General features: G+C 64.9%; 13 protein-coding genes. 10 read left to right on the forward strand and 3 right to left on the reverse strand.

Annotated elements, in window-relative coordinates; all coding sequences use genetic code 11:
* Positions 1 to 78: 78 nt before the first annotated feature.
* From gspG to C0Z16_RS22815, 8 genes are read left to right on the forward strand one after another with little or no spacing between them, the layout of a single operon-like run.
* The gene (gene gspG, locus C0Z16_RS22780; protein WP_102634340.1) at positions 79 to 543 is read left to right on the forward strand and encodes a type II secretion system major pseudopilin GspG; all 465 of its coding nucleotides are present in this window, start codon (positions 79 to 81) and stop codon (positions 541 to 543) included.
* Positions 534 to 1097, forward strand: a complete 564-nt coding sequence (locus C0Z16_RS22785; RefSeq protein WP_102634341.1) for a GspH/FimT family pseudopilin — start codon at positions 534 to 536, stop codon at positions 1095 to 1097. The genes gspG and C0Z16_RS22785 overlap by 10 nt, the downstream gene beginning before the upstream one ends.
* Position 1098: 1 nt before the next feature.
* Positions 1099 to 1515, forward strand: coding sequence for a type II secretion system minor pseudopilin GspI (gene gspI / locus C0Z16_RS22790; protein ID WP_102634342.1), 417 nt, complete (start codon positions 1099 to 1101; stop codon positions 1513 to 1515).
* Positions 1493 to 2170 (forward strand): PulJ/GspJ family protein, encoded by a 678-nt coding sequence (locus C0Z16_RS22795; RefSeq protein ID WP_102634343.1) that lies wholly within the window; start codon positions 1493 to 1495, stop codon positions 2168 to 2170. The genes gspI and C0Z16_RS22795 overlap by 23 nt, the downstream gene beginning before the upstream one ends.
* Position 2171: 1 nt before the next feature.
* Positions 2172 to 3263: a type II secretion system minor pseudopilin GspK gene (gspK, locus tag C0Z16_RS22800; protein WP_102634344.1), complete on the forward strand. Its 1092-nt coding sequence runs from the start codon at positions 2172 to 2174 to the stop codon at positions 3261 to 3263.
* Positions 3264 to 3291: 28 nt separating this feature from the next.
* The gene (gspL, locus tag C0Z16_RS22805; protein WP_102634345.1) at positions 3292 to 4710 is read left to right on the forward strand and encodes a type II secretion system protein GspL; all 1419 of its coding nucleotides are present in this window, start codon (positions 3292 to 3294) and stop codon (positions 4708 to 4710) included.
* Positions 4707 to 5210: a type II secretion system protein M gene (locus C0Z16_RS22810; RefSeq protein ID WP_102634346.1), complete on the forward strand. Its 504-nt coding sequence runs from the start codon at positions 4707 to 4709 to the stop codon at positions 5208 to 5210. The genes gspL and C0Z16_RS22810 overlap by 4 nt, the downstream gene beginning before the upstream one ends.
* Positions 5211 to 5232: 22 nt before the next feature.
* Entirely contained in the window at positions 5233 to 6012 is a 780-nt protein-coding gene (locus C0Z16_RS22815) for a type II secretion system protein N (protein WP_102634347.1), read from the forward strand.
* A gap of 122 nt (positions 6013 to 6134) precedes the next feature.
* Here C0Z16_RS22815 and C0Z16_RS22820 read toward each other — a convergent pair whose 3' ends face one another.
* Both C0Z16_RS22820 and C0Z16_RS22825 read right to left on the reverse strand, forming a co-directional pair.
* Positions 6135 to 7712, reverse strand: coding sequence for an efflux transporter outer membrane subunit (locus C0Z16_RS22820; RefSeq protein ID WP_102634348.1), 1578 nt, complete (start codon positions 7710 to 7712; stop codon positions 6135 to 6137).
* A 189-nt stretch (positions 7713 to 7901) separates the two neighbouring features.
* Positions 7902 to 8228 carry a hypothetical protein gene (locus C0Z16_RS22825; RefSeq protein ID WP_102634349.1) on the reverse strand — a complete coding sequence of 109 codons (327 nt, stop codon included), beginning with the start codon at positions 8226 to 8228 and terminating at the stop codon, positions 7902 to 7904.
* Positions 8229 to 8475: 247 nt separating this feature from the next.
* On the opposite strand from C0Z16_RS22825, the gene C0Z16_RS22830 reads away from it, so the two are divergent.
* Together C0Z16_RS22830 and C0Z16_RS22835 are read left to right on the forward strand one after the other, a co-directional pair.
* Positions 8476 to 9018 carry a MarR family winged helix-turn-helix transcriptional regulator gene (locus C0Z16_RS22830; protein ID WP_102634350.1) on the forward strand — a complete coding sequence of 181 codons (543 nt, stop codon included), beginning with the start codon at positions 8476 to 8478 and terminating at the stop codon, positions 9016 to 9018.
* Positions 9019 to 9152: 134 nt separating this feature from the next.
* Positions 9153 to 10739, forward strand: coding sequence for a DHA2 family efflux MFS transporter permease subunit (locus tag C0Z16_RS22835; RefSeq protein WP_102634351.1), 1587 nt, complete (start codon positions 9153 to 9155; stop codon positions 10737 to 10739).
* A 19-nt stretch (positions 10740 to 10758) separates the two neighbouring features.
* Here C0Z16_RS22835 and C0Z16_RS22840 read toward each other — a convergent pair whose 3' ends face one another.
* Complete coding sequence (locus C0Z16_RS22840; protein ID WP_175130701.1) at positions 10759 to 11259, reverse strand: hypothetical protein; 501 nt, start codon at positions 11257 to 11259, stop codon at positions 10759 to 10761.
* Between the last annotated feature and the right edge of the window lie 58 nt (positions 11260 to 11317).

An 11317-nucleotide genomic window follows, 5' to 3' on the forward strand; every position in this document is an offset into this window, starting at 1 on the left:
GGCGCGTTTCATGGCACCGAAAGTGTCAGGCGCGAATCCCGCCCAGTCGAAAATTCACCCGAAAAGAGGTAGCAAGCTATGCAACTGTCGACCACTCGCCGCACAGAAATCGCGGGTCCGCGCAGCCGTCGTCAACGCGGCTTCACGCTGATCGAAATCATGGTCGTGATTGCGATTCTCGGCATTCTGGCCGCGTTGATCGTGCCGAAAATCATGAGCCGTCCAGACGAAGCGCGGCGCGTTGCCGCGAAGCAGGACATCGGCACCGTGATGCAAGCGCTCAAGCTTTATCGTCTGGACAACGGCCGTTATCCGACTCAGGAGCAAGGCCTGCGCGCGTTGATCGAAAAACCGGCGACCGATCCGGTGCCGAACAACTGGAAGGACGGCGGCTACCTCGAACGTCTGCCGAACGATCCGTGGGGCAACGGCTATCAGTATCTGAATCCAGGCGTGCATGGAGAGATCGACGTGTTCAGTTATGGCGCAGACGGCAAGGCGGGCGGCGAAGGCAATGACGCCGATGTGGGCTCGTGGCAATAGACGATAGGAATGTGTGGGCAAGTACGAACCCGCCGCCGCGTGCGGCGGCCGCGGCTGCGCGCGTGCGTGGCCGCGGCAGCCTGAGCACAAGCAAGGGCCGTCGACGTGCGGCGGGCTTCACGCTGCTGGAGATGATGGTGGTGCTGGTGATTGCGGGCTTGCTCGTATCCCTGACCGCATTGACGATGACGCGCAATCCACGCACCGATCTGAACGAGGAAGCGCAGCGTCTCGCGCTGCTGTTCGAATCGGCCGGCGACGAAGCGCAGGTGCGCGCGCGTCCAATCGCGTGGCAACCGACCGAAGGCGGCTTTCGTTTCGACATGCGTACAGAAGACGGCTGGCGTCCGTTGCGCGACGATCTGCTCAAGCCTCGTCCATGGGAAGGCGGCGTAACGGGCGTGACGATCGACTATCCCGGTTCGAACTCACAGGCGAGCCGCGTCGTATTCGGCACAGAAGCGATCGACGTGCCGGTGCGCATCACGCTGTTCTCCACTGCGGGGCGCGCGACCATCGTTGGCACCGGCAATGGCCGCTACGAGGTGCACTGACATGCGTCGTTGCAGCAGCACGGTGGTTCGCGAAACCGCCAGCCGCGGCGAGCGCGGTTTTACGATGATCGAAGTGCTCGTCGCGCTGGCGATCATCGCGGTGGCGTTGGCCGCATCGTTGCGCGCGGTCGGCAGTCTCGCGAGCGGCGAGGCCGATCTTCATCGGCGCTTGCTGGCCGGCTGGAGCGCTGACAACACACTCGCGCAATTGCGTCTGACGCACGCGTGGCCCAACGTCGGCTCCACGAGTTTTGATTGTTCGCAAGGCAATTTGCAGTTGATCTGTACCGAGCATGTGACGGCGACCCCGAACCCGGTGTTTCGTCGAGTGGAAGTGATGGTGACGATGCCGGGCCGTTCCGGCAATCTCGCCCAGATGGTTACGGTGGTCGCGAATGAAAACAACCGTTCGCTCTAAGCGCCGGCGCCGCGCGGGCGTGCACGGCTTCACGCTGATCGAACTGCTGGTCGCGATTGCGATCATGGCGGTAATCGCGGTGCTGTCGTGGCGCGGACTCGACCAGATCATTCGCGGCCGGCAGACCATCACGAACGCGATGGAAGACGAGCGTGTCTTCGCGCAATTGTTCGACCAGATGCGCATCGACGTGCGTCAGGCGGCGTCGGACGACGAATCCGGCCAAGCCGCCGTATCGCTATTGGGCGGCGCCCTGCAGATTGTGCGTCAGATGAGGTTGCCGGGGTCCGCGCCGCGCTTGCAGGTGGTGCGTTACCGCGTGTCCGAAGGGCGCGTGGTTCGCTATGCGTCGCCGCCGCTCGCCAATCTCGGCGATTTGCGCGCGGCATTGCGCGGCGGCGAAGGCGAAGGATGGTCCGCGTTGCCGTTGATGGGCGGCGTCGGTGCCATTTCGGCGCGCCTCTATGTGCCGAGAGTCGGCTGGACCGCGCAGATGAAAGACGTGCAAGGCGCGATCACGGAGGCGGACAATAACCTGAAGGTGCCGCAGCTTGGCAATGGGCCGCTGCCGCGGTCGGTGACCGGACTCGAGGTGAGCGTCGGCGCGACGTCGCTGGCGCGGCCGGTCACGCGGGTTTTTCTCGTCGGAGAATGAAATGAGAAAGGCGCAACGCAAAGCCGGGCGCGGCGCACAGCGAGGCGCGGCCATCATCAGCGCGTTGCTGGTGGTCGCGCTGTCGGCGATTCTCGTGTCCGGCATGCTGTGGCGTCAGCAGGTGCAAATTCGCCGGATCGAGAACCAGCGCCTGCTTGCCCAGGCGCAATGGGTCGCACGCGGCGCATTGGACTGGACCCGTCTGATTCTTCGCTCGGAAGGCGATACGTCGGCGGGCATCACGTATCTTGGCGGCGTGTGGGGCGTGCCGATCGCGAAAACACGTCTATCGGATTTTCTCGGCCAGATCGGCGAGGTGCGAGCGCAGCAAGGCGCGGCAACCTATCTGTCGGGATCGATTGAAGACGCTCAGGCCAAATTCAATCTTCGCAATCTGGTGGCGAGCCCCGCGCCCGGCGTCATGCAACTCGACATGGAGCAGATCGGCGCCTATCAGCGCCTGCTCGTGTCGCTTGGCGTGAACAGCCAGCTCGCGAAGAACACGGCGGTTCAGGTGCGCGCGAGCCTCGCGCAATCGGCAACGCGTTTTCAGACCGTCACGTCGACCTCCGGCACGACTTCGACGCCGGCCATCCAGGGCGGCGCAACCGGCGGCGGCTTTACTGACAAACCCGGCATCGAAGACGGCGACGACAGCGCCGCCCACGCGCCCTTGCAAATGACAAGCGTGGATTCGCTGCTCGACGTTCCCGGCTATACGCCGGAGATGGTCGCGCGCTTGCGGCCCTTCGTCACCGTGTTACCGACGGTCTCGGCGGTCAACATGAATACGGCTTCCGCCGAAGTGATCGCCGCCGTCGTGCCGGGCATGAGTTTGTCCTCCGCACAGGCGTTCGTCGCGCGCCGGCAGACGGTGTTTTTCCATAACGTCAGCGATGTGCAGCTCGCGTTGCGCGGCGCGGGCGTGCAGTCCGTTTCGATCGATCCGAACGAGCTCGACGTCAACACGAACTACTTTTTGATCCACGGCCGCGTGCAGCACGAACGCGCCGAAGTGGACCGCACGACGCTCGTCTATCGCGATGCTTTGACTCACACTACACGTATCGTGCGGGTGCAAGACCAACTATGAATAACGCCTTTCCCAGAGAGAGTGGCCTTTGAGCACGCTGATCGTCTTATTGCCGCCGCGTGATCCGGCGGTGCCGTCGCAGGAATGGCAACTGCCCGACTTGCCGTTCGTGCTGCTCGACAAGTCGGGACGCACGCAGCGCGCCGGGCGCTCCGCGCTTGCGCTGCTGCCTCGCGCCGCGTCGACGGTGCTGATGGTCGCCGCGCGGGACCTGCTGATGATGCCCGCCACGCTGCCGCCGCTGCGCGGGCCGAAGCTGCGCCAGGCGCTGCCCAACATCGTCGAGGATCAACTGATCCAGGACCCGCAAACCTGCCATATCGCCGTCGATCCGCAACCGGTCGGGGCAGGGCGGCAGGTGCTGGCGATCATCGATCGCGGCTGGTTCCGCTTTATCTGCGAAGCCTTTTCCGCGGCCGGTCACCGTAGCCTGCGTGCGGTGCCGGTCACGCGCTGCCTGCCGGACGCCGCTGTGCCCGAGGCGCCGGTTGAAGTCGCCGAGACGGTGAGCGCGGGCGAGCCGGCGCTGGCGGGCGCAGGCGCGTCGCCGCGGGACGCCGCTCGCGCGGACAGCGCGGCCAATGTTTTAGCGGGCGCTGCGCCGGAAGTCGTGCCGATGGTTGCGGCGGTGCTCGGCGCCGTCGTGCAGACCGCGCCCGCGATGCTGCTCGAAGGCGCTGTCGGGAGCGGCATGCCGCGTGTCGAGCTGGCGATTGCGCGAGGCGCGCAAGGTGAAGGGCTGGCAGTGCCCGCCAATGCGGTGAACGCGACGCTCGGCGCGCTCGCCGGCGCGGCGCGGGTTTCCTTGTACATGCTGACCGAGGTGCCGGGCAACGAGCCGAGTCTCGGCGCGAGCAGCCCAGCCGGGCTCGCGGCGCATGTGCACGGCGCAAGTCCGCTGCCCTTCGAGCAACTCGCGCGCCGCGCGCTGGCGTGCCGCTTCGATCTCTGCCAGTTCGAGTTCGCGTCGCAGCCGTGGCGGCTCGACCGAGCGACGCTGCGCCGCTTGCGCTTGCCGGTGCTGCTGGCGGTCGGCGCGCTGGTGGTCGCGACCATCGGCGCGAATGTGCAGTGGTTGATGCTTTCGCGCCAGCGCGACGCAATCAGCACGCAGATGACCGAACTGCTGCTGAACGCCTTCCCGAAGACGACGGTCGTGCTGGATGCGCCCGATCAGATGTCGCGTCAATTGCAGCAGTTGCGCGTGGCTGCCGGTGAGCTTTCGCCCGACGACTTCCTTTCGCTCGCCGATGGCCTTGCACGGTCGCTCCCGCCTGTGCCGGTCAACGGCATCGCCGCGCTCGATTATCACGACCGGCGGCTCGACGTCACCTTCAAGCCCGAGGTCAAGCTCGATCCCGATTTCGCCAAGCGCCTCGCGCGCAACGGACTCACGGGCGCAATCGACAGCAATACCGGCAAGTGGACCATCAGGAACGGACAATGAAAGCTGAACTCGCTCAAACCTGGGCAGGCTTCTGGGACCAGCGAACCGACCGCGAAAAGGCGTTGCTGACGTGGGGCGGCGGTGTGCTCGCCGTGGTGATCGCGTGGTCGGTGCTATGGGCGCCGGCGCAGGAGGGGCGCGCGCGTCTGCATGAATCGCTGCCCACCTTGCAGCGGCAACTCGCGCAGATGACCGCGCAAGCCAACGAAGCGCGCCAACTGTCGGCGGCGGTTCAAGGCGTCGCGCCGACCGGCGCCGCGCTGAAGGACGCCCTCTCCGCGTCGCTCAGCGACCATGGCCTCGCGGCGACGCAGGTCCAGGTGATCGGCAACGCGGTGCAGGTGCAACTGAAGAACGCGTCGTTTCCCGCATGGACGGCCTGGGTCGACGACGTGCGCCGCCAGTTCAAGGTGCAGGTGGCCGAAGCGCACGTGACCGCGCTCAAGGACGATGGCCAGGTGGATCTCACTGCGTCGTTGCAGCCATCCACGGTCAAGTAACCGCGCTGTCACGGGATCTCGCATGACTTACTGGATGCGGCGCCTGCGCGCCGCGCTGCCCTGGCTGCTTGTCGCGCTGTTTGCGAGCGCGGCCGTGCTGCTCGCGTTGTTGCCGGCCGCGTGGATCACGCCGCAATTCGCCCGTCAAAGCGGCGGTCACGTGAACCTCGTCGACCCGGCCGGTTCTCTGTGGCACGGCTCCGCGACACTGATGCTGGCCGCCGGCTCCGACATGAGCGCCGCGACGCTGCTGCCGGGACGGATCGAATGGCGCACCGCGTTCTGGCCGCTCTTCACCGGCCGTGTGCGCATGACCATGCGGCATAGCGAGGCAATGCCGGACCCCATCACCATCGACGCGACGCCGCGCAGCGCCAACGTCACGCCCGGCACGATCGCCGTACCGGCCTCGCTGCTGAGCGGTCTCGGTGCGCCTTTCAACACCCTCGACCTTCAGGGCGATGTGCGGCTGTCGTGGTCCGACTGGCGCAGTTTCAACCGCGAAGCGTTCGGTCAGTTGACGGTGGCGCTGAACGACGTCAGTTCGCGCGTCTCGCCGGTGAAGCCGCTCGGCTCGTATCAACTCGTGTTTCAGGCCCAGGGCGTCTCGTCCACGCTCGATCTGCGGACCGTCAAGGGTCCACTGATGCTGAACGGCCGCGGCATCGTATCCGAGGCTTCCACGTCGTTTCGCGGAACGGCCAGTGCCGCGCCCGAGGCGCGGGACAATCTCGCGGGACTGTTAAACCTGTTGGGACGGCCAAGCGGACCGGACACCGTTACCTTGTCGTTTGCGCATTGAGCGCAGCGCGTACGCCGAAAAGCGCGTTCATGCGCCATGAAAAAGAGGCATGACCGGTGCGATTGCCCGGTCATGCCTCTTTTGTTTTTGGAACGCAGCGGCTGTCGGGTCCGCTGCGCGCCCTACTTGCCTTGCAACTGCGCGTCCAACGGCGGCGTCGCTGCGCTCTGTGAGACTGCCGTGGGCGATGCCGCCGGCAACGGGGCGGGCGCGACCACGTCTCCGGTTTCGCGGTTCATCTGCGACACGTCCCAGCCGCCGCCGAGCGCCTTCACCAGCCCGACTGACGACACCATCCGCTGTCCCGCGATGGTCTGAAGTTTCTGCTCGGCCGTGAAGGCCGTGGTCTGCGCGGTCAGCACGTTGACATAGCCGACCGTGCCCGCCTTGTATTCGTTCGTCACGATGGCGAGCGCCTGGCGCGCCGAGTCTACCGCCTGCTGCTGCACCACGATCTCCCGTTCGAGGATGCGCTGCGAAGCGAGGTTGTCCTCGACGTCCTGGAACGCGGCGAGCACCGTTTGGCGGTAAGTCGCGACGTTCTGGTCGTAGGCGGCGCGAGCGGCTTCGGTTTGCGCGCGGCGCAGGCCGGCGTCGAACAAGGTGGCCGCGAGTTGCGGGCCGAGCGTCCAGAAGCGCGACGGCGCGCTCAGCAATTGCGAAAGCACCGAATTTTCAAAACCGCCGCTCGCCGACAAAGTGAGCGACGGGAAGAACGCGGCAATCGCGACGCCGATCTGCTCATTGGCAGCCGCGGCCTTGCGTTCCGCCGACGCGATGTCCGGCCGCCGCTCCAGCAGCGCCGATGGCATTTGCGCGGGCACGGCGGGCGGCGTCGCGGTGAGCGGCATCGGCGGGATGGAGAAGGTCGACGCCGGTTCGCCCACGAGCACCGCGATGGCGTGTTCGTCCTGAGCGCGCTGTACGCCGTTATCGATCGCGGATGCCTGCGCCGATTGCAACTGCGTTTGCGCCTGAATGACGTCGGAACGCGCGGCGACGCCCGCGGCGTACTGGTTTTGCGTGAGTTGCAGCGAGCGCGCGTAAGCGGCAACGGTTTCGTCGAGCAGCTTCTGGTTCGCATCGAGCGCGCGCAGTGCGAAATAGGTCTGGGCGAGCGTGGCTTGCGCGGACAGCCGCGCGTTGGCCAGGTCCGCCGCGGCGCCTTGCTCGCCGGCTTTCCGCGAGTTGACCGAGCGGGTGACCGAGCCCCACAGGTCGGGCTCCCAGCTCGCGTCGAGTTGAACATTGAAACTGTTGCTGATGAGCGAGCGGCTGCTGCCGGTCGTCAATGTCCTACTCGACGAAGCACCATTGCCCGAGCGCGTAGCGCCCGCCGACAAGCCGACGGTCGGAAAATACGCTGCCCGTGCCTCGCCGACTAGCGCCCGAGCCTGGCGATACGCGGCAGCGTATTGGGCGACGGTCTGATTCGCCGTGTTCAGCTTGTCTTCCAGCGCGTTGAGCTGGGGGTCCTGATAGACGGTCCACCACGGGCCGCGGTCCTGCTGATCCGCCGGTTGCGCGACTTTCCAGCCGGGCGCGGCTTCCTTGTAGGAGGCGGGAATCTCGGCGGCGGGGCGCTTGTAGTCGGGGCCGACGGCGCAAGCAGCGACGAGCGCCGCGACGCATGCCGCAACCGCGATGGTCAGGACGCGAGGCGCAAAGGTCCGCGCGGACGAGATTCGATCACACTGCATGCATTGAATTCCTTCTGGACGCCCGCGTGCCGCTGATGACGGCGCTGCCGGCCGGTATGGTTTGCCGGCATGTTAGCGTATGAGCCCGCTGGGCGCGGGAAACAGAAAGGTTAATGCGGTATGCGATGGAGGTGTGTTACCGACGGTGTCGCGAAGGTTACGCGCTGTTACCGGCGGAGCATCGGGGCATCAGGCCCGCGGCTCGACCCGCGACTCGGAAGTCGTCTTGCGAGCCAGTCTGCCGGCCGCCGCGCGGCACGGCGCTTCGCCACGCGACTGGCAGGCGCTTGCGGCGCCTTCCACCGCCGCCGCGCTTTGCGCCGCCTTCACGCTCTTGCGCCCTCGCCGATGTTCGGCCCACGCCAATACCGCGACACCCACCGACCCGCCGGGCACTACGAATAGCGCGGCAAACAACGCGAGTTTCCACCAGCGATGCGGACCCCGGAAGCTGTGCAGAGCGGAATCGGTCAGGGAGCGGCTCAGGCCGCCGAGGGTATTTTTCAGGTACAGCATGAGAGGGACATCCTTGGGTGACGCCGGGTCGGCGGCGTACAGAAGCGGTCAGAACATGGTCTCGGGCGGCGCGGATCGCGTAACTCGTTGCTGAATATAATATTGACTATGCAAGTAAATTTCAAGATACTGTCGCAGCGCGTGGGGGCGCCGTTGTTTTTAGGCGGCTCACACGACAAGAACTTGCAATTGGACCTTCCCGCTCAGCAGCTAAAATTCGCCTGCTTGCGATGTCCCCGGATACAAGATGACTGACGGTCCCTACAAAGCGGATGAGATCCGGCTCGATTCGAGCCTTGGCTACTATCTGTCGAAAGCCCGCAATGTGCTGGTCGAGCGCACCGACCGCGCGGTCAAGCCGTTGGGGCTGACCGCTCAGCAGATCGGCGTGATTCTGATGTTGGCCGCAGGTCGCGCAAGTACGCCGTTCGAGTTGTCGCGGGTGATGTCTTATGACAGCGGTTCGATGACGCGTCTGCTGGACCGCCTTGAAAAGAAAGGCTTTGTATTGCGCACGCGCAGCGACGCCGATCGCCGGATGGTCAAGCTTGAGTTGACGCCGCAAGGCCATGAAGCGGCGCGCCAGTTGCCGGCCATCGGCGCGGCCGTGTTGAATCAACAGTTGCGCGGCTTCTCGACCGCCGAGCTGGCGACGTTGATCGCACTGCTCGATCGCTTTATTGCCAACGGTATGGACCCCGGTTCTAACGTTGGATGCGGGCTGAGTGAGCAAGGCGAATCATTGGACGAAATGCCCGACGCGTCATCGCCGGAAGGCGGCGAGCAATAAGCACGACGCGCATTTTTAAGGCGCCGTTCTATCCCGATATCTGTCTGGGCAGAGTGTGACGGAACATGTATGCGTGCAGTAGGAGCGACGCGGCAAACCTGGCACGACAACTTTCCCGCTGAGGAGAAAAACACATGGACGCTACGGCTTCCCTCGCTGCTGAACCGGCGGCCCTACCTGCGACGCCACCAGCCGCGGAACCGGCGCCGCTCAAAGGCGGCGCGCTCGCCTTGCTTACGGTCGGTCTCGCGCTCGGCACCTTCATGGAGGTGCTGGATACGTCGATTGCGAACGTCGCCGTGCCGACGATCTCCGGCAGTCTCGGCGTGGCGACCAGCCAGGGCACATGGGTGATTTCGTCGTATTCGGTCGCGTCGGCGATTGCGGTGCCCCTGACGGGCTGGCTCGCGCGGCGCGTCGGCGAAGTCCGGCTCTTCACGCTGTCCGTGCTGCTCTTCACGATCGCCTCCGCGCTGTGCGGTTTCGCGCACAACTTTGAGTCGCTGATCTTCTTTCGTCTCGTTCAAGGGCTCGTGTCCGGGCCGATGGTGCCGCTGTCGCAGACGATTCTGATGCGCTCGTATCCGGCCGAGAAACGTGGGCTCGCGCTCGGCCTATGGGCGATGACCGTGATTTGCGCGCCGATCTTCGGGCCAGTGATGGGCGGCTACATCACCGACAACTACACGTGGCCGTGGATCTTCTATATCAACGTGCCGATCGGGCTCTTCTCCGCGGCGTGCGCATTCGTGCTGCTGCGTGGACGCGAAACAAAAACGACGCAGCAGCGTATCGATGCCGTCGGTCTGACGTTGCTCGTGATCGGCGTGGCGTGCCTGCAGATGGTGCTCGACCTCGGCAAGGATCGCGACTGGTTCAACTCGACGTTTATCGTGACGCTCGCGGTGATCGCGGTGGTGTCGATCGCGTTCATGCTGGTGTGGGAGATGACCGAGACAGAGCCGGTCGTCGACCTTTCGCTGTTCAAGGACCGCAACTTTGCGCTCGGCGTCGTTATCGTCTCGTTCGGCTTCATGGCCTTCTTCGGCTCAGTGGTGATCTTCCCGTTGTGGCTGCAAACCGTGATGGGTTACACCGCCGGCCTCGCGGGTCTCGCGACCGCGCCGGTCGGCTTGCTTGCGCTTTTCCTCTCGCCGATGATCGGCAAGAACATGCATCGGCTGAACCTGCGCGTAATCGCGAGCTTCGCGTTCATCGTGTTCGCGTTCGTGTCGTTCTGGAACTCCACTTTCACGCTCGACGTGCCGTTCAATCACGTGATCTGGCCGCGTCTGGTGCAAGGTATCGGCGTGGCCTGCTTCTTCGTGCCGATGACGACGATCACGCTGTCGAGCGTATCCGACGAACGGCTGGCGAGTGCGTCCGGCCTGTCGAATTTCTTCCGCACGTTGTCGGGGGCGATCGGCACCGCGATCAGTACGACTTATTGGGAGAACGATACGATCCGCCATCACGCGATGCTGGTCGACAATGTCAGCGTCTATGCCGCGAACACCAACGCATACACCAATGCGCTCGCCGGCGTCGGCCTGTCCGGCGACAGCATTACCGCACAGCTCAATCAGGTGGTGACCGCGCAGGCTTATATGCTGGCCACGAACGATTTCTTCCGAATTTCGTGCGCGGGGTTCCTGGTGCTCGCGGTGCTGGTGTGGGTCACCAAACCGCGCAAAGGCGTCGGGCCTTCGATGGGGCACTGAACGGCGCGTCACACTCCGCTCATTGACTCACGGCTTCGCCGTTCGACCGGGGGACCGACTGCCCTTGCAGCGCGTCCCGATGCATCGCCGTGGACGCGGGTTGCGGCGGCTTCAGGTCGGTTCTTTGTGCGCCTGGCGCCGCGCCTCGCACGTATTCCTTGAAGTCGGCGCCCGCTTCCCATGGATTCGGCGTGCAGCCAAGCGACCCGTCGCAATGCGCGGCAAAGCCGATTGTCGCGGTGCCGTCGGGATTTGCCGTGCGGGTGATCTGATACGCCAGCGCGCGCTTGCCGCCATCGGGGCCGGCGGTCTGGATCAGCGTGTCGGTCGCGGATTCCACCTGGTAGGTCGAGTTGTTCGTCACCCATGTTTGCGCACGTTGCCACCAGAGGTCGCATTCGGCTTTGTTCGAACACGTCAACGGCGTGGTTGCAATCTGCATCACGTCGGGATCGACTTGCCCTTGCGTCGAACATGCCGCCGCGGCAACGCACAATACGGCCAACAGACCTTTCTTCATCACGTTGATCCTCCCTCTTGCGAGCGTGTCGTATCAGTTTGGACCGCGACGTGAAGAG

Origin of the sequence: Paraburkholderia rhynchosiae, from assembly GCF_002879865.1 — a bacterium.
Lineage (GTDB): Bacteria > Pseudomonadota > Gammaproteobacteria > Burkholderiales > Burkholderiaceae > Paraburkholderia > Paraburkholderia rhynchosiae.